This window comes from Symbiopectobacterium sp. RP (assembly GCF_050472005.1).
Taxonomy (GTDB): domain Bacteria; phylum Pseudomonadota; class Gammaproteobacteria; order Enterobacterales; family Enterobacteriaceae; genus Symbiopectobacterium.
In genome coordinates, this window is sequence record NZ_JBGOGS010000002.1 from 246,853 (window position 1) to 264,881 (window position 18,029).

Sequence of the window (18,029 nt, forward strand, 5' to 3'; positions counted from 1 at the left end):
GCATGTTCTCTCTCACTTCCTGCCGTTGCTTTCTTTGTTCTACTATCGCTTGCCATGCTCTCTACCTTTTTAACGGCATGCAGCATCAATACCGTTGATCTTTTCAGTGACATTTTCCCTGAGCAGGTTTTCGATACGTTGGGCAAAGGTATTTAGTGTCAGCCACTGTCGTGTGAGCGCCTGGCGATTTCCTGCCATGAGCTGTATGCGTAGTGCCTCTTCTTCTTGTGTCAGCCGGGAGGCATGTTCAAGCAGGGAGGAGGCGAAGCCACAGTCGGAAAAATAAGCGATCGTCTCGTTCCGGTTAGCGGGATAATGGAGGCTTTGCCATTGCTGCAAGGGGCGGAGACAGCCGTGATCGGCCAGCTTTACCATAAGGCTTAATTGGTAATGTGCGCGCTGACCATAGCATCCGCTCACCAGATAGCCGCGTGCAACCTGGCGGATGGTATAGAGATTATTCAAAATGGCGTTCACGTTGTCTGACGGGCCGCCAGTCTGTGCAAAACAGGAGGGTCCAGCGAGGTGGCGAGTGCCGTTGAGCAAACCATAGCGGCGAAATGTGGGGTATTGTCGGATATTGTTGAGGCTATAGACGGAGAGCGAGAGTTTTTCGAAGCGGTGCTGTGTGCGTCGCACCTGCTCCAACGTGGGATGGTCGACATTGTCGAACACCGCCATAAGGTTAATATCCGAATCCGGTCTCATATCGCCGTGTGCAGCGCTGCCATAGAGATAAAGCGATAGCAGACGGTCAGCGAAGGCGGCGTTGAGTGCACCGACGATCGGTGCCGTCATGGCGTGAATCGTTGCAGGCGCGGTTTCAGCACGTTGGGCGATCACGTGCTGTGTGTCTGGGTAGCCTGCGGCAATGTGTTGGACATAGCACTCTACGATGGCGCTCAGCCGTGCGGCGGCGGCGCGAAAAGTATTCGCGTTTTCCAACAGTGAGCGTTCAAAGGGCTGCCAATGGTTGTTGGTGTAGGTTAACCAGCGTAGGTCTTCTTTATTCATTCCCGCGACTGACAGCGGGCTATGGTGACGTGTTTCCAACTGCCCCAGCAATTTGCTGAGTCCCTGCTCTGCATAGCGCATCGCCCAGCCCAATTGGCGCACGCCCCAGGTATGGGTCTTTGCGGGTAAATCACGCAAATAATAGAGGCGAGCAATATGGGTTGTGGCGAAAGTCGCCTGCCGCAGTGCGTCCGGGTAATCGGGTTCGCATGCGGAGAGTGCGCGTTCTGTCGATGCGCTACGGTAGGGCCAGGGACAGGTATGGAACGGCCAGCGGCCATGAGCAGGATAGTCGGCCAATTCTCTTTCTGTAAGGTAATTCAGTGACAGCTCGGGAAACTCAGCGTGCAGATACTGTGCTGCAAATGCCATTTTTTCCCCACCGTCTTCGTGCACGATCAAATAATAATGACCGACAGCACGTGATGAATAATCAGGCTGTCGTAAAAAGGCGTCTGTTTCTGCAATGCCGGACAGGTTATCGCCTAACAGATATTTGGCAGTGGTGCAAAAATGCTGTGTACGGGCATCTGTTTTTTTATTCATGATGACTATAGATCCATGTGTTTTATGTTATTGACTAAAAAGAGGAGTGCAGTATTTACCTCAACGATGTTTTTCATTCTCAGTAAATACATGCTTAATCCTGTTTTCAATTTTGCGTCTCAATAATAATTGATGTCAGAACGTTCTGATGGTCTTCTGTGTATTTCAAAAAAATGGTTTTTATGGTAATTAGCTTGAATCGTTGAGTGTCGTTTTTTTATAAAATAAGTGGATGTATGCTTCAGTGATGACAATAAATGGCTGTTCATGCGACGTACTGTAAAAGGTTGTAATCATATTTTTCGGGTATCTCTATTAAATGGGGCTGGTGTGTCTGAAATGCTTTTTCGAGCGCATCAGGAAAATCAGCGATATCCAAAATTTTTGTCGCTGATACACCATTGGCGTTAGCCAGCAGGGTGAAATCGACCGGGCCGACTTCGGTCAGATGACGTTGTGGTTCAGAACTATTGCGATTCTGGTAATACTTGATAAGGCCAAACGCGGAATCCGACAGAACAACGATAACCACCGGTAGCGAATACCGGACAAGGGTTTCCAGCTCCTGGCTGGTGGAGTGAAATCCGCCGTCGCCGCAAAAGGCAATAACGCGCGTTTCGGCATGGCATATCTGTGCCGCCATCGCTGCGGGAAGCGCAAAGCCGAAACTGCCGCAGATGTTGAAACATAAAAAGTGGTTTGAGCGGTACGTGGTGGCCAGCAGTCCGGCATACTGTTTATGCAGCCCGACGTCGCTACAGAATATACCGTCACGCCCCAGCGCAGTACTCACGGCAGCCACAATGCGTGGAATATCGGTGACGGCGTCAGGATGTGCTTCGGGCTGGCGCTGGTCAAAAAAACGCTTCAATCGCTGGTGAGCCGCCAGCCATTCTTGCTGGGGCAATGCGTGGTGGGAAAGTTGGTCAAGACTGCGTGTGATATTGCCCAGGCAGAGAATATCGGGCTGGAAAATATCACCCATGTGGACATCTACGCTGTTTATCACGAGTGTGGGTTTATCGTTACCCCACAATGCCGGTTTCAGATCTTCACCGAAATCGTAGCCGATCAAAATCATCAAATCGACGCCTTCAAACAGCGAATGCAGTACGGGAGTGTGGTATACGCTATCCAGATATTTGTTGGCGGCAGTGAGAAACTGTGGGTGATCGTCGGGTACAGCACCCTTGGCCGCAAGGGAGCAGATAATTGGCGCATTGATCTGTTGGGCGAAGCGGCACACGCTCGCCTGTGCGTTGTCGCGGATAACCTGATTACCAATGACAATCATCGGGTGCGTTGCATTGGTAATGCACTGGGCAGCGCGGATAATATCGGCGCGCGCTGGCTTGATTTTCTTCCTCCGGGTGAGTGGCTGCACGGCTTGCAAGATGTCCAGAGCCTCCCTATCCGGCACCTCGGTTTTCAGCAGATCCAGCGGGATACTGAGATAGGCGGGGCCGGGCAAGCCATCCAGCGGGCGCTGCAATGCGGTCTGGACGTGAGAAACCAGCTCTTCCACTTTTTCGAGTTGCAGGCTGGATTTAGTGATGCTTGCCATCAATCCGACGTTATCAATACATTGGTGCGTCAGGTTAAACCTGATCTGTGATCGTGGAATTTGCGCGGAGCAGGCGAGCATGGGCGAGCGGTCCAACATGGCGGAACACACGCCCGTAGCCATATTGGTTAACCCAGGGCCAACCGTGGCCCAACACATATGGGGCATTCCGGTGAGCCGTCCCACGACGCCTGCCATAATGCCTGCCGCAAATTCATGTCTCGTTAAATAAAAATGAATACCAAATGCTTTATCAAAGTTTATCGCTTCCGCTTCACCGCCAATAATGCCGAAACATTTTTTTAAACCCATGCTGGACATCGCCTTAAGAAAAATTTCATCAAATTGCATGTTCATCTCCTGTCCGTGAGGTTCTGTCAATAATTACGGTCCCGGATGTGTTAAATATATGAAATAACCATGTGGAATGATTTTTTATCAGGTGCTGTTTTTTTATCTTTTTATTTATAAAAGCCACAAGTTGTAATCTCTGTGAATGGCAGTAAGTAAAAGCGCAACGCTTGATGATACGGAGTATAAAGCTTGTACATCAATAGAAAATAAACGTCAGGTGAAAAGAAAATAGTCGATGGTAACGGCAGGATGGGGTTTCAGTCTTATTATTACTTCGGTTGTTACTATGCTACTTTAGCGAATTTATTGATTTTCTACATTAAATATATTCGACGTGGTGATGTTATTCAATGGGTGCGTATGTTCAACAAATATGAAATTCACACGTTTCTCTCTGCAACTGAAGAAGAAAGATATCACTTAAGTCAACATCCTATTATAATGCTTTCATTATTAGTCCCAAAATGGGTTTTTCGAAACGAGAGCAACATGCAACGACTGACCATCTCTATGGATGGGCTTTGTTGAATAAACATATTTTATGCTGCACCCCCGGTGAAACGACAGATCCTCGCAACGCAAAATCATGCAGTCAGGCCTCATAAGAAAACTGTAAACCTGAGGTTACAAGCATTTTCTACCAAAACTGGCTGGCAAAACAGCATGACTCACTATTATTCAACAAAGCCCTATGGATAACGAACTGGCACAGGACCTTGACGAGCTGATGCGTCGCAAAGGGTATGCCAACCGCTCTGAGGCGTTTCGCGATATGTTGCGGCGTGAGCTCGGCGAAATGACGCTGGAACAGGATAAGCAAGGCCCGTGCGTGGCGATATTGAGCTATAGCCAAGCGACATTATTTTGATAACAATTAGCTGTATTTTTTTGCCACATATCAGGGCATTGGCTGTAATCATTTTTAAGTCGGTTGGCTATATATTTACGACCATCATGAACGTCAGCTTTCCAGCCGTCTGGCGGAGATGCAGCACGACCACCACGGGTTGACCGTGTCAACCATGCATGCTCACCTCAGCCATGATGAGTGCGTGGAAACCTTGATTCTGCGTGGCACCACGGCTCAGATAGAAGTGTTTGCCGAATCGGTGATGGCGCAAACGGGCGTGAGACACGGACGACTCAACCTGATACCGTGCTGATATTCGTTCGCTAATGTGGGCAGGAATTAAGTAAGATCAAAGAAGTATGATTTTTTTTAAAAACCTCATACTCTGCGGTTAAACTGCCTGCATCAATCTGCTATAAATCGCCTCACAATAATAGCCTCTTCCCCTTTGGGCTCGGTGCTCCAAGCACGCTAGGCTGTGTCCCTTAATTGCTTGATTGCTTGATTGCTTGAGCTATAGTATCCATCTGTTTCTACGACACTTTTTATTATGGCTCTCTACGATCTTTCTGATGAAGCATGGGCAATCATTGAGCCCTTGTTGCCAACCGTTTTGACATCTCCGCGGGCCGGCCGTGGGCAGAACATCGAAAAATCTTCAACGGCATGTTCTGGATACTGTGTTCAGGCGCACCATGGCGTGATTTACCTGAACGTTACGGCCCATGGAAAACCGTTTATAACCGTTTCAATAGATGGTCAAGGTCTTGAATCATTAACATTGTTTTCAATAAGTTACTTTCATTTCTTGATGCTCATAGACTTGTTGACTGGTCAGCCACTGCGCTGGATGGCAGTAATATAGCCAAGCGACTTAATTTTGATTACACCATATGGACTGAGAACAAAATCTCTGTATCGCAACCACTCTCTCTTTTTTTGCTTTTTGCTTGTGCCCATTTATGCTCAATGGGGTTAAGATCTGGCGAATATGTAGGCAAATACTCCACCATATACCCTGCATCGATGATGACTTGTTGAATATTATGTTTTTTGTGAAAAGTTGCATTGTCCATCACGATTACCCTGTTTTTAGGGAGTACTGGGATAAGGACTTGTGTGACCCAGGAATAGAAAACATTGCTGTTAATATTGATATCAAATAATCCGATAGCAAACAGCGTTGTGCCTAATAACGCGCCGATAACATTTGTTCTTCCCTTGGCTCCCCCGTTCTTCAGGCCAAAACACCGTTGACCTTTTGGGGAATAGCCGTGAGTCTGTGGGGTATCGTGTGGAAAAGCACTTTCATCAATAAAAACAATGGGTTTACCTTCTTTTTCATACTGTTGTATTTTTTGTTGAAATGCTTACCGGGCGCTTTCGTCGGCTTTCGGATGACGTAGCGTTTTTTTATAGGTCAATCCCAGCTTTTTAAGAGCTTGCCAAATGGCCTTCTGACAAACGCCAAAACGCTCTGCACGTTCTTTTTGGTAAGCATCTGGATATGGTTCAACATCTTTTATCAACTCGGATTTATCGCTCTTTCGCTGACGCGTGGTCGATGCTTTTGACGCTATTTGATTAATCCAACGCGATACAGAGGCAGGGCCAATCCGAAATTGCTTCGCTGTTTCTCGGATACTCAACCCTTCTTCTTCCCGTGTAGATATCACTTTACGTCTAAAATCAATTGAATAGCTCATTTAAATAATGTAATCAAAATTAAGTCGTTTATCTATATCCGTGCGCTCAAATGTGCGGCTGGCGCTCAAAAAAACATCTCGATATTACCAACGATAATAGCTTGGGTCGCTCACGAGGTGGTTATGGCACAAAATCCACATGGCGACTGACGGAAGCGGCATCCCGCTAAACATCGTACTGAGTGCTGGGCAGGGTCACGAAAGCCTGTTTGCGTTACGACTCCTGGACGGAATTGGCGTGCAACGCCAGAACGGCAGCATGAAGCGTCGTGGCCATGCAGTACTGGCTGACAAAGCCTACTCTGGGAATGCACTACGTAACGAGTTGAAAAAAAGAGGGATAAAAACGGTTATTCCCCGGAAATCAAATGAAAAACTGGCTTCAGATGGACGCTCGCAACTTGATCGTGATGCTTATCGCCGCCGCAACGTTGTGGAAAGGTGTTTTGGCCGTTTAAAGGAATATCGACGGATCGCCACACGTTATGAAAAAATGGCAAGAAACTATAGCCAACCGACTTAAAATGATTACAGCCAATGCCCTGATATGTGGAAAAAAATACAGCTAATTGTTATCAAAATAATGTTGCTTGGCTATAGCAATGGTGAAACTGGATTGCATCCGCTTGTTTTACCGCCGGTTACGCAATTAAGGGACACAGCCTAGTCGACATCGTGTTGCCGCATTCTGCTTGAATGGCATTGAACAGGAATCACCGAGTGAGCTCGATACTTGCTGAAAATAATGACCTTGTCGTTAATGAAAACACCGCATTAAATCAGGACGTCCAGCGCTATTGGACGCACCGCGCCGCAGAGTATAGCCATATCAATGCCACCGAACTGGCGAATGCCAAGCGTGCCCGTTGGCTGAAAAAAATCATGGAGTATGCCCCTGATGCACCTTTGCTGCGCGTGTTGGATATTGGCACCGGTCCCGGCTTTTTTGCCGTGGCGCTGGCCGGGCATCGGGTTACCGCTGTGGATATGACGGAAGCGATGCTCACCGAGGCTCGAGCCAATGCCGCACATTACGCTGTTCACGTCGATTTTGTCTCCGCTGATGTACATGCGATGCCACTGGCGGACAACCAGTTCGACCTGATCGTCACGCGCAACGTGACCTGGAATCTGGCTGAACCGCTGCGCGCCTACAGGGAGTGGCGCCGTCTGCTGGCCCCCGGCGGTCGCCTGCTTAATTTCGATGCCAACTGGTATCTGCAACTGTTTGATGAATCCTCACGTCTCGGCTATCTGGACGATCGCGCCAATGCTCGCTATCTCGGGCTGGAGGATCACTACGTGAATACCGATATAACCAACCGACTTAAAAATGATTACAACAGATGCCCTGATATGCGGCAAAAAAGCATAGCTGGCTGTTATCAAAATAATGTCGGTTGGCTATACGGCTGGGACAAAATGTCCGGCAAAGATATCAAAGGCGAGAAAATCTGGTTCCAGCCGCAAGATTCGCGTTTCTTCGAATACCACTCAACCGGTGCGGGTGCAGAAAAAAATGACGGACGGCGTCAGCTCACCGTAGAGCAGACCGCAGAATACACTAAGGACAAGGTTCTAGCGGGCTGGACACTCACCGCACCTTGACAGGACATTCCACACTCCTCGCTCGGCGAGGAGTGTGGCTAAAGCATCAGATAGCCGCTTCGTCTTCTTCGCCAGTACGGATACGCACCACGCGTGCCACATCAAACACGAAAATCTTGCCGTCACCAATTTTGCCGGTCTGGGCAGTCTGAATGATGGTTTCGACACAGGTATCGACGATGTCATCGGCAACCACCAACTCGATTTTTACCTTGGGCAGAAAATCGACCATATATTCTGCACCGCGATACAGTTCGGTATGGCCCTTCTGGCGCCCGAATCCTTTTACTTCCGTGACAGTCATGCCGGTGATACCCACTTCGGCTAACGCTTCACGTACGTCGTCCAATTTGAACGGTTTGATAATCGCATCTATTTTTTTCATGAAATAACCTTTGTGAACCTGTTTCTCTTCGACCGCAGTCGGGCATCAGTAACAAACATTCAGTGAAATGATAACGTCAGGTGTAACAACGTCAAACGCGTTGTCACTCTTTAAAATCGTTGGCATCCAATGCGTGACGTCCAAGCAATTTATAGAATTCGGTGCGATTACGCCCCGCCATTCTGGCCGCCTGCGTCACGTTGCCTCTGGCAATTTGCAGCAACTTACGTAAATAGTTCAGCTCAAACTGGTGACGTGCCTCCACAAAGGTCGGCAACGCGGTATTCTCGCCTTCTAACGCTTGTTCTACCAGCGCATCGTTAATCACTGGCGCACTGGTCAACGCCACGCAGCGTTCAATCACATTCGCCAATTGACGCACATTACCGGGCCAACTCGCCGTCATCAAGCGTTTCATTGCATCACTGGAAAAACTGCGAACGAACGGATTATGCCGATTGGCCGCTTCACGCAGCAGATGATTTGCCAGCAGCGGAATATCCTCGGCCCGTTCATGCAGTGCGGGCAATTTCATGGTCACGACATTTAAACGATAGTAGAGATCTTCACGAAATTCGCCTTTTTCCATGGCGACCGGCAAATCGCGGTGCGTGGCGGAAAGAATGCGCACATTGATATCGATATCCCGATTGCTGCCCAATGGACGCACCTTACGTTCCTGCAATACACGCAGCAGTTTGACCTGTAAAGACAGCGGCATATCGCCGATTTCGTCAAGAAACAACGTGCCCCCTTCAGCCGCCTGAAACAACCCCTCGCGGCTGCTGACCGCACCGGTAAACGCGCCTTTGGCATGACCAAACAGTTCAGACTCCAGCAACGGTTCCGGCAGTGCGCCACAGTTAATAGCGATAAACGCGTTTTTTGCGCGTGGACTGGCACTGTGGATTGCCCGCGCCAGCACTTCTTTACCGGTTCCGCTCTGGCCGTTAATCAGCACGCTAACGTCAGATTGCGCCACCAGTTTAGCTTGTTCCAGCAAACGCAGCATCACCGGGCTACGCGTCACGATGGTTTCTCGCCAGTGAGGTTCTCCGGCTGGGGCGCTGAGCGCCAGCGCATCATCGATCGCCTTATAGAGCGCATCGCGATCCACCGGTTTGGTCAAAAAGCCAAATACCCCTTGCTGCGTCGCGGCCACAGCGTCCGGAATCGATCCGTGAGCGGTAAGAATAATCACCGGCAGTCCTGGTTGCTGCTTCTGTATTTCAGAAAATAGCGCCAAGCCATCCATTTCATCCATGCGCAAATCGCTGATGACCAAGTCAATGCTATCGCGTGACAGCACGCGCAGCGCTTCCGCTCCGCTTTCAGCCGTCACGACATGAAACCCTTCGCTGGTCAAACGCATTCCCAGCAGTTTTAGCAAACTGGGATCGTCATCGACCAGCAGCAAATCAGCCGTTTTTGGAATTGTCATGGGCGTGTAGGCTCCTATTTTGACGCCGCAGGCGCACCGTGGCGTTCAACCGCGCCAGACTCATGCGAAGCCGCAGGCTCCGGAAGTTCACTGCTCATCGCCTTGCGGGTAGAAAGTTGACGCTCAATATCCGTCAGGTTTTCCAGTTTGCGCGTCGTCACATCCAGTTGATATTGCAAATTGCTCTGTTGACCCCGCATCGCTTCGAGCTGTTTGTCGTTGGCCTCTTGCAAACGCTGAGTGCGTATGCGCTCATCCGTCAACGCCAGCCAGAACGTTTGCTTGTCCTGCCAGGTTTGCAGCAGCGGACGCAGCGCCGCGGGAAAGTCCGTTTGAAACCCATTCAGCCGATCGAGCGCCTGACGTCGTTCCGCCGGGGTGATTTTGACTTGATCGAGTAAAATGCTCTGCTTGAATGCCTGATCCCAGGTCGTGCTCCCCAGCGTTTGCGCCACCTCACGTGCCTGTTGCGGGGTTAATCGCTCAGCACAATCCATCGCCCGCAACCAATAAAGGGCGTTATTCACCGCGTCGCGATCGTCAATATGCCACAGGCTATCGCACTGCGTCAGACGGTAGTCGCTCACTTGTTCCCTCGGCGTGACATTTTCAACATCACGTATCGCAATACGGTGATGGGTAGTGTCAACGCAGCCCGCGAGCAGCGCCAGGAGCGCCAGGAGCGCCAATACCGCACCGCGAACCCTGCCGTCAGAGCACCTTGCTTTCATTTGTTATTCATTCTCAGCGGTTAAGGGCAATTCAATACGAAAACAGACGTCAGCATAATCCACCGGTATCAGGCTCAGTTCCCCCCGCATACGACGAATACAATCGCGCGCGATGCTCAACCCAAGACCGCTGCCTTTCAGCGCACCTTTACGCTGGTGGCTTCCCTGATAAAAGGGCTCAAAAATCATGCCTTGTTCTGCTTCAGGGATCGGTGCGCCATCGTTGGCGACGTCGATTTGAACCCGGTGCCCATGCTGGCGACTCCGAATCCAAATGTTACCGGATTCCTTGCCGTAGTGCACCGCATTGGAATAGAGATTATCGATAACGCGCATCAGTAATGTGGTCTCGGCCCAGCACTGGGTAATATCAAGTCGCGTTTCGGTGTGGATCGCCTTGGTGCGCGCAGGCAAACTGTGCGAAGACATCACGATATCCACCACCTCATCAATGTCGACAGGCTCCATCTCCGTTGGGGTATCCGCCAGCTTGCGGTTGTAATCCAGCAACTGATCGATAAGTTCCAACAGGTGCCGGCTGGTGTTATCCAGAATAGCCACCACGTCTTTTTGATCCGACGTCAATGGTCCGACAACTTCGTCGGCCAATAGCGAGGTGCCTTCGCGCAGGCTCGCCAACGGGGTTTTCAGCTCATGGGAGATATGACGCAGAAATTCATGCCGCTGCGATTCCAACCAGGAAAGTCGCTCACTCAGCCAGATAATACGTTGTGCCAGCGTACGAATCTCTCTTGGCCCCTTAAAGGTGCTGGTATTACCGAGCGATCGCCCTTCTCCCAAGCGTTTGATCATACGCTCCACACCCTTAACCGGTCCGATGATCATACGGGTAAACAGCATCACTAACAGCAAACTGACCATAAACAGTACCAGCGACTGCCAGCCGAAAAACTTGCCGCGCTCGGCGATGCCCTGTTGCAATTGCTGCCCGCGAGAAAACACCACTTCACGCGTCATTTGCAGCAGTTGCGCATTGGCCTGAGCAAACTGCGTCAGCTGCTCCTGGGCCGCGTTAGTCGGCGTGCTATTGGAACAATCCAAGGTCGCCAGCGCGGCAAGGTGCTGGCTTAGCTGTTGATAAGTGCGGGGATCGGGCAGGACATTTCTGTGCGCTTCCAGCATCTGCGCATACTGTTTGTGTTGGCTTTGGTAGAGGGTAGCCAGCGTGCTGTCATCCAGCACGCAGTATTGGCGATAGCTTCGCTCCATCGCCAATGCGGTGCCACTCATGGCTTCACTGCGGCGCGCGTCCACCAGCATGGATTTGTTAATGTCCGCCGCTTGTTCGCTCAGCGTATCCAGACTGTCATACGCCTGATAGGCGAGTACCAACAGCGGCAAAAGGACCAGCAGGAACGCCATAATCACTAATTGGCGCAAAGAGCGCGGAAACAGACGCCAACGTTTCAAGGAAATCATCTCGTTATTTATTCATCCGTCATGATGCTAACGAAGTGGCATAAAAGCGCAATGTTTTTCCCTTGAGTAAGCGGGGGTGATAAACCCATCAAGAGGTACAGAAAAGAGAGTCAGTCGCTGCCCGGTTGCGTATGCGCTAACTGGGCAACTGAATAGGTGGTGCCTCACTCAACGTGTCGCCCGATGTTTGATAAAGCTGCATAGCAGACTGTTATCGGTGTAGTGGACGATAGGCACCCTTTCTTGTGGCGTCATTCGGAGTGTTATGAGCGCAAAGCGACGTCATCAACAGCGCAATCATAGCGAGGTGAATGAGCAACGCGTGATATTATGCAGTATTCATGCCAGTTCACAATATTTACTTTAACTAACTGATAAATAATAACTTAAATTTACACCAGTCGGTTAAAGGACGGTAAGGTGCCTTGATTCACGTCATACTACGCCGCCAATGGCTAAAATCTGTCGTCAAAAAAAGACGATTTATATCACTTAATGTATAGACTCAATAAAATCAATTAATTAAATGTCTCCAAAAAGAGACATCAATAGAGCAAATTGTCGCTGTATTGCGACAGACTACCTAAAGCCGTCATTCCTCCCTCCGTCATTCCTGAGAAGGCGAGAATCTGTTGCAGAAGAGACGCGTTTCTTCTTACAGAGATCCCAGCTTTCGCCGAGGATGACTAGTAGGTAACGTTGCGTTGTCATCAGATTAAAAAGAGGCTATTCGCCCCTTTTATAGTCAATGTCCAGCTACCCCTTAGCCAAGCTGATGACGCGCGTTGCGGAACATGCGCATCCACGGGCTGTCTTCACCCCAGGTTTCCGGATGCCAAGGATTGCTCACGGTACGGAAAACGCGTTCCGGGTGCGGCATCATCACTGTAGCGCGACCGTTGGTGCTGGTGACTGCCGTGATACCGTTCGGAGAACCGTTCGGGTTCGCCGGATAGTTCTCGGTTACCTGTCCAAAGTTGTTCACGAAGCGCAGTGCGACCAGATGCTCATGCTCCAACGCCGCCAAGTGGGCAGCATCGCGCACTTCAACGTACCCTTCACCGTGAGAAACAGCGATTGGCATACGCGATCCCAGCATGTCATTCATAAACAATGACGGGCTTTTGGTGACTTCAACCAGGCTGAAGCGCGCTTCAAAGCGGTCAGACAGGTTGCGCACAAAGCGCGGCCAGTGGTCTGCGCCCGGGATCAGTTCGCGCAGATTGGACATCATCTGGCAACCGTTGCACACGCCGAGTGCCAGCGTTTGCGGACGTTGGAAGAAAGCGGCAAACTCATCGCGCACCCGCGGGTTAAACAGAATGGATTTCGCCCAGCCCTCACCGGCACCCAACACATCGCCGTAAGAGAAGCCACCGCATGCGACCAGCGCCTGGATGTCTTGCAGATTGCGACGGCCTGCCAGCAAATCACTCATGTGCACATCGATGGCATCAAAACCGGCGCGATGGAACGCAGCCGCCATTTCAACGTGAGAGTTAACACCCTGCTCACGCAACACCGCCACTTTAGGACGAACACCTTTGGCGATAAAGGGCGCTGCAATATCCTGTGCTGGATCGAACGTCAGTGAGACATTCAGGCCCGGATCGGTCTCATCCTGTTTAGCAGCATGTTCCTGATCGGCACAGTGCGGGTTGTCACGCAGGCGCTGCATTTGCCAGGTGGTTTCCGCCCACCAGGTGCGTAGCGTGGTACGGCTCTCCTGATACACCACATCGTTGCCATGCGTAATCACAAAGCGGTTGCCCTGAGCGGCATGACCCAAACGATGAACAATATCACCCAAACCGTGATCGGCCATTACCTGCTCAACGTACGCCAGACGATCGGCGGACACTTGAATCACAGCACCCAGTTCTTCAGTAAACAATGAGGCCAGCGGATCGTTACCCAAGGCCGCGATATCAACCTCGATGCCGCAGTGACCGGTAAACGCCATTTCGGCCAGCGTCACCAACAGGCCTCCATCAGAACGGTCGTGATAGGCCAGCAGCGCATCATCCGCCACCAGCGTTTGGATAGCATTAAAGAAGCCAGCCAACTGTTGCGGATTACGCACATCCGCAGTATGGCGGCCCAGCTGACGGTAGACCTGTGCTAACGCTGTAGCGCCCAGCGTATGGTGCCCGGCACCCAAGTCGATAAGCAGCAGCACGTTATCACGATCGGTGCGCAGCTGCGGCGTGACGGTTTTACGCACATCTTCTACGCGGGCGAATGCTGTGATTACCAGTGAAAGCGGAGAGGTGACGCTGCGCTCTTGATCGCCATCTTGCCAGCGGGTTTTCATCGACATGGAGTCTTTACCCACCGGAATGGTCAACCCCAATGCCGGACAGAGTTCTTCGCCGATGGCTTTTACCGCTTCGTAAAGTCCTGCGTCTTCACCGGGGTGTCCTGCTGCCGACATCCAATTTGCGGAGAGCTTCACGCGCGTTAACGCGCCAATCTGGGTCGCGGCAATGTTGGTTAATGCTTCCCCTACCGCCAGACGCGCGGAGGCACCAAAGTCACGCAACGCCACAGGTGCACGTTCGCCAATAGACATCGCTTCACCGTGGTAGCTGTCGAGGCTTGCAGTAGTGACGGCACAGTTTGCCACCGGGATCTGCCACGGTCCGACCATCTGATCGCGAGCCACCATACCGGTCACGGAACGATCACCAATGGTGATCAGGAAAGTTTTCTCTGCCACCACCGGCAGGTGCATCACACGCTCTACCGCTTCGGCCAAGAAGATGCCTTCGCGGTTCAGCAAGGTGCCCTCGCTAACCAGGCGTTTGACGTCGCGCAGCATTTTCGGTGTTTTGCCGAGCAGCACGTCGAGCGGCAGATCGATCGGCTGATTATTGAAGTGGCGATCGTTCAAGGTTAAATGCTGCTCTTCCGTCGCTTCACCAATCACGGCGTAAGGGGCGCGCTCACGGCGGCACAGTTCATCAAACAGCGCCAGTTTTTCCGGTGCAACCGCCAGTACATAGCGCTCTTGTGATTCGTTACACCACACTTCCAGCGGGCTCATGCCTGGCTCATCGTTGAGAATGTCGCGCAGTTCAAAGCGGCCGCCGCGCCCGCCATCACTTACCAGCTCCGGCATGGCGTTGGACAGACCGCCCGCCCCCAGGTCGTGGATAAACAGGATCGGGTTCTCTTCACCCAGTTGCCAGCAGCGGTCGATCACTTCCTGACAACGACGCTCCATTTCCGGGTTATCGCGCTGTACGGAGGCGAAATCCAGATCGGCGTCTGATTGGCCTGAGGCCATGGAGGAGGCTGCACTGCCGCCCAGACCGATATTCATGGAGGGGCCACCCAATACAATCAGCTTGGCACCTACCGTGATCTCGCCTTTTTTCACGTGATCGGCACGGATGTTACCAATACCGCCCGCCAGCATCACCGGCTTGTGATAACCGCGCAACTCGCTGCCGTTATGGCTGTCAACCTGCTCCTCATAGGTACGGAAGTAACCGGTCAGCGCAGGGCGACCAAACTCGTTATTAAAGGCCGCGCCGCCCAGCGGGCCATCAATCATAATGTCCAACGCGCTGACGATGCGATCCGGCTTACCGAAATCTTCTTCCCACGGCTGTTCAAAGTTAGGAATACGCAGGTTAGAGACCGAGAACCCGACCAGACCCGCTTTAGGTTTGGCACCGCGCCCCGTCGCCCCTTCATCGCGAATTTCGCCACCGGAACCGGTCGCCGCACCCTGCCAGGGAGAAATGGCCGTCGGATGGTTATGGGTTTCCACTTTCATCAGAATGTGTGTCGGCTCCTGATGGTAGGCATAGTGCCCTTGCGGATCGGCAAAGAAACGCCCCGCTTCGGAGCCTTCCATCACCGCCGCGTTATCTTTATAAGCAGACAACACGTGTTCTGGCGTGTGCTCGAAGGTGTTCTTGATCATTTTGAACAGCGACTTGGGCTGTGCTTCACCGTCAATCACCCAGTCGGCGTTAAAAATTTTGTGCCGGCAGTGCTCAGAGTTGGCCTGAGCAAACATATAGAGTTCAATGTCGGTCGGATTGCGGCCCAAATGGGTAAAGGCATCCAACAGGTAGTCGATTTCATCTTCCGCCAGCGCCAGTCCCAGACGCACGTTGGCCTGTTCCAACGCCTTACGCCCTTCCAGCAGAGCGTCTACCCGTTTCAACGGGGCGGGCTGATGCTCGGCAAACAGCTGTTCCGCCTGCGCCATCTCGGTGAATACCGTTTCCATCATGCGGTCATGCAGCAACGCGCCCAGTTGCTGCCACTGTTCATCGCTCAGCGTCGGCGCATGAATATAGAAGGCTAATCCGCGCTCCAGACGAATCACCTTATCCAAGGCGCAGTTGCGCGCAATATCGGTAGCTTTGGAAGACCAGGGAGAAATGGTGCCGGGACGCTGTGTGACCAACAGTAAGCGCCCACTTGGCTCATGCTCCGCGAGAGAGGGGCCATATTTTAACAGTCGTGTCAGTTTGACCTGCTCATCGCTGTTCAGTGGTGCACGCACGGCAGCGAAGTGAACGTACTCCGCATAGATGTCACTAATTGGCAAAAAGTGCTCTTTGCAACGCGTCAGCAACTTATTTACACGGAAGGCCGATAGGGCAGGTGAACCACGCAGTATTTCCATCATCTAAAAAATCTCTCGTCTTCGATGTACTGAGTTTCAGTACGTCAGTGGGCGCTACTTCGTCGCGCAGCCAAGGGGAGGAACGCGCGTCATTATAGAGAATTGTGACGCCAGACGAAACCGTTTGCGCAGAGTTTGTTGCACATCTTATTTTCGTCATGGTCAAACTTTAACCTGATGGATAACTGTTGCACACTGGCTGTTTGTTAAGCAAAATGCCCCCACTCTGGGAGAGTGTAGACAAAAAAACTGCCGTTACAGACAGAAAGGCCACACGGGCACCGAGAGATAACTATTTGAAGCGTTTAACATTAAACTATTTTTTCATCGGGGTTATTACGTTACTGCTGATGTTGGCGCTCTGGCCCAACATCCCTTGGCGCAGTGGCTAGGATACACAGCTCAATCAGATCCTTTCTCGGGGCGAGCTGCGTATCAGCACGCTCAATTCGCCGCTGACCTATACCCTCAGTAACGGAACCCCCTCAGGGCTCGATCATGAACTGGCTAAACGATTCGCCGATTACCTTGGCGTGAAGCTGGTGGTATCGGCACGCCCAAATCTTGACGCCTTGTTCGATGATCTGGACAGTGATAATGCCGATCTGCTTACCGCCGGGCTGATCTACAACCATGAGCGATTGGATCGCTTTCGCGCTGGGCCAACCTACTATTCCGTCTCGCAGCAACTGGTTTACCGCATGAGTGCCACGCGCCCTAAAAATCTGGAGAAACTGAGTGGTCGGTTAGCGGTCACATCGGGCTCAGCCCATATCGCCACGTTACGCGATTTGAAAAACAATAAATATCCAGCGTTAAGCTGGGAAGCCGCTTCAGACCTGAGCACGCAGGATTTGCTTAAACAGGTGGCGCAAGGCGCGTTGGATTACACGCTGGCAGATTCCGTCACCATCGCTTTGATGCAGCGCATTCACCCACAGCTTTCCGTGGCGTTCGATCTGAGCGACGAAGAGCCGGTCACCTGGTATATGCGCCGTACCCAAGACGACAGCCTGTACGCCGCCCTGTTGGACTTTTTCAGTCAAACTGTGGAAGACGGCACGCTGGCGCGCCAGGAAGAGAAATACCTCGGCCATGTGGGTGAATTTGATTATGTCGATACCCGCACCTTCCTGAGCGCCATCGATAACACCTTGCCCGATCTGCAACCGTTGTTTACCAAATATGCCAGCGACATTGACTGGAAATTGCTGGCGGCTATTTCTTATCAGGAATCACACTGGAACCCATTGGCGACCTCAGCGACCGGCGTGCGCGGGTTGATGATGCTGACGCGCAATACCGCAGAGAGCCTGGATGTGACCGACAGACTCGATCCGGAACAGAGCATTCGCGGTGGTGCGCGCTATCTGGCGCACATGATGGAAAAAATGCCGGAAAGCATTCCCGAAGATGAGAAGATTTGGTTTGCACTGGCCTCCTACAATATGGGCTATGCCCATCTGCTGGATGCGCGCAAACTGACGGAAAAACAGAAGGGTAACCCCGATAGCTGGGCGGATGTGAAGGTTCGCCTGCCGATGCTCAGCCAGAAACGCTACTATACCCAGACCACCTACGGCTATGCACGCGGCCACGAAGCCTATAACTACGTTGAAAATATCCGCCGCTATATGCTGAGTCTGGAAGGATATCTGACCGAGAAAGCCAATAAAATCCAGCAGCAGGAACTGTTAGCAAGCGCTTACCCTGCCGTACCGCCAGAAAAACTCGGCAAATAA

The 18,029-nt window shown here is 51.6% G+C and carries 10 protein-coding genes and 4 pseudogenes; 5 read left to right on the forward strand and 9 right to left on the reverse strand.

The window, feature by feature from the left end:
• Positions 1–69 precede the first annotated feature (69 nt).
• A complete protein-coding gene (locus tag ACD630_RS19300) occupies positions 70–1,560 on the reverse strand; it encodes a nucleotidyltransferase domain-containing protein (protein WP_430360333.1) in 1,491 nt (496 codons plus the stop codon).
• 265 nt (positions 1,561–1,825) lie between these two features.
• On the reverse strand, positions 1,826–3,475 hold the full coding sequence (locus tag ACD630_RS19305; RefSeq protein ID WP_430360334.1) for a thiamine pyrophosphate-binding protein: 1,650 nt from the start codon (positions 3,473–3,475) through the stop codon (positions 1,826–1,828).
• A 694-nt stretch (positions 3,476–4,169) separates the two neighbouring features.
• Between ACD630_RS19305 and nikR the strand changes: the two are divergent.
• Both nikR and ACD630_RS19315 read left to right on the forward strand, forming a co-directional pair.
• A pseudogene (nikR, locus tag ACD630_RS19310) lies at positions 4,170–4,641 on the forward strand (nickel-responsive transcriptional regulator NikR).
• A gap of 237 nt (positions 4,642–4,878) precedes the next feature.
• Positions 4,879–5,192, forward strand: a pseudogene (locus ACD630_RS19315) (IS5 family transposase); the annotation flags it as partial.
• Positions 5,193–5,212: 20 nt separating this feature from the next.
• Here the strand turns inward: ACD630_RS19315 and ACD630_RS19320 are convergent.
• Together ACD630_RS19320 and ACD630_RS19325 are read right to left on the reverse strand one after the other, a co-directional pair.
• Positions 5,213–5,683, reverse strand: coding sequence for an IS630 family transposase (locus tag ACD630_RS19320; RefSeq protein ID WP_430361200.1), 471 nt, complete (start codon positions 5,681–5,683; stop codon positions 5,213–5,215).
• A 15-nt stretch (positions 5,684–5,698) separates the two neighbouring features.
• Positions 5,699–6,034 (reverse strand): IS630 transposase-related protein, encoded by a 336-nt coding sequence (locus ACD630_RS19325; protein ID WP_430360335.1) that lies wholly within the window; start codon positions 6,032–6,034, stop codon positions 5,699–5,701.
• A 36-nt stretch (positions 6,035–6,070) separates the two neighbouring features.
• Here ACD630_RS19325 and ACD630_RS19330 point away from each other — a divergent pair.
• Together ACD630_RS19330 and ACD630_RS19335 are read left to right on the forward strand one after the other, a co-directional pair.
• A pseudogene (locus tag ACD630_RS19330) lies at positions 6,071–6,557 on the forward strand (IS5 family transposase); the annotation flags it as partial.
• Between the two features lie 197 nt (positions 6,558–6,754).
• Positions 6,755–7,642: a methyltransferase domain-containing protein gene (locus ACD630_RS19335; protein WP_430360336.1), complete on the forward strand. Its 888-nt coding sequence runs from the start codon at positions 6,755–6,757 to the stop codon at positions 7,640–7,642.
• Between the two features lie 46 nt (positions 7,643–7,688).
• Here the strand turns inward: ACD630_RS19335 and glnB are convergent, their stop codons facing one another.
• The 5 genes from glnB to purL form a co-directional block, all read right to left on the reverse strand.
• Positions 7,689–8,027 carry a nitrogen regulatory protein P-II gene (gene glnB / locus ACD630_RS19340; RefSeq protein ID WP_195315181.1) on the reverse strand — a complete coding sequence of 113 codons (339 nt, stop codon included), beginning with the start codon at positions 8,025–8,027 and terminating at the stop codon, positions 7,689–7,691.
• Positions 8,028–8,130: 103 nt separating this feature from the next.
• Entirely contained in the window at positions 8,131–9,468 is a 1,338-nt protein-coding gene (glrR, locus tag ACD630_RS19345; RefSeq protein WP_430360337.1) for a two-component system response regulator GlrR, read from the reverse strand.
• 14 nt (positions 9,469–9,482) lie between these two features.
• Positions 9,483–10,199: a two-component system QseEF-associated lipoprotein QseG gene (gene qseG / locus ACD630_RS19350; RefSeq protein WP_430360338.1), complete on the reverse strand. Its 717-nt coding sequence runs from the start codon at positions 10,197–10,199 to the stop codon at positions 9,483–9,485.
• 3 nt (positions 10,200–10,202) lie between these two features.
• On the reverse strand, positions 10,203–11,639 hold the full coding sequence (locus ACD630_RS19355) for a sensor histidine kinase (RefSeq protein WP_430360339.1): 1,437 nt from the start codon (positions 11,637–11,639) through the stop codon (positions 10,203–10,205).
• A 763-nt stretch (positions 11,640–12,402) separates the two neighbouring features.
• Positions 12,403–16,287 (reverse strand): phosphoribosylformylglycinamidine synthase, encoded by a 3,885-nt coding sequence (gene purL, locus ACD630_RS19360; protein ID WP_430361201.1) that lies wholly within the window; start codon positions 16,285–16,287, stop codon positions 12,403–12,405.
• 215 nt (positions 16,288–16,502) lie between these two features.
• Here purL and mltF point away from each other — a divergent pair.
• Positions 16,503–18,029, forward strand: a pseudogene (gene mltF / locus ACD630_RS19365) (membrane-bound lytic murein transglycosylase MltF).